At 49.8% G+C, this 243-nt stretch carries 1 protein-coding gene; it reads right to left on the bottom strand.

The annotated features are described in order from the left end of the window. Positions 1-243, bottom strand: a 243-nt coding sequence (locus AAEZ18_RS19485) for a hypothetical protein (protein WP_352256097.1), incomplete at both ends; no start/stop codon positions are given.

Here is a 243-nt window from a genome sequence, read left to right as displayed (position 1 = left end):
GCTCACCACCTTGGTTAGCTGTATACCCCGGATCGCGTGCGGAGTCATCCTTGCGATACCAAGCGCCAACAGCATAGGTTGTCTGATCGTCTATTGATCCGCTAACCCAACCTTGTCCACCTAGGCGGTTGTTGCTGTTGGTTTCAAAAAACACATCACCTTGGGTATCATCGGAGCCTTCACGAGAAATAAAATTAATAAACCCAGCTGGCGCGCTACCAACAAAAATTGACGAGGCACCAC

Origin of the sequence: Pseudoalteromonas sp. 19-MNA-CIBAN-0066 (assembly GCF_040308705.1) — a bacterium.
Taxonomy (GTDB): Bacteria; Pseudomonadota; Gammaproteobacteria; order Enterobacterales; family Alteromonadaceae; genus Pseudoalteromonas; species Pseudoalteromonas nigrifaciens.
The sequence above is the reverse complement of the archived record's forward strand: the minus strand, read 5'-3'. Positions and strand labels throughout refer to the sequence as shown.